At 48.6% G+C, this 574-nt stretch carries 1 protein-coding gene; it reads right to left on the bottom strand.

Annotated elements, in window-relative coordinates; genetic code table 11:
• Positions 1 to 574 (bottom strand): SDR family oxidoreductase (locus tag JYB62_RS19560; RefSeq protein WP_205647084.1); only part of this gene is annotated, 574 nt, incomplete at both ends.

Below are 574 nucleotides of genomic sequence, written 5' to 3'. Positions count from 1 at the left end.
TATCTAGGGAAAGCTGGAGCCAATCCACCGTCCACATTGATCATGTTTCCAGTTGATTTATTGAGCATTCCGGAAACGAAAGCAAAAGCTGCATCCGCGATGTCTGAGGTTTTTACGGCTTCTTTTAGTAAGGTTCTGTTTGCATAATAAGCAGGAAGGTCCTTCACTTCAATTCCATAGGCTTTGGCCCTGTTTTCGGCCCATCCACCTTCCCAGATGTTGGAGTTTTCGATGACTGCATCCGGGTTGACCACATTGACTCGGATCTTGTCCTCACCGAGTTCGGCCGCCATCAACCTGGACATGTGTAGCTGTGCTGCCTTGGCTGTGCCATAAGCCACATTTTTAGGCCCTGCCACCAAAGCGTTTTTGCTGACGATATTGATGATATCCCCTCCGAGACCCTGCTGCTTGAGGATTTTCACTCCCTGTTGTGACACTTCAAACTGTCCTTTGACCAGGATGTCCAGCAGTTTGTTCCAGTCCTCTTCGGTATGCTCCTCCAAAGGTTTGGAGATGGAGATTCCAGCATTGTTGACGATGATGTCCAGTCCGCCGAATTTCAGGCAGATTT

Origin of the sequence: Algoriphagus lutimaris (assembly GCF_017051705.1) — a bacterium.
GTDB classification, from domain to species: domain Bacteria; phylum Bacteroidota; class Bacteroidia; order Cytophagales; family Cyclobacteriaceae; genus Algoriphagus; species Algoriphagus lutimaris.
The sequence above is the reverse complement of the archived record's forward strand: the minus strand, read 5'-3'. Positions and strand labels throughout refer to the sequence as shown.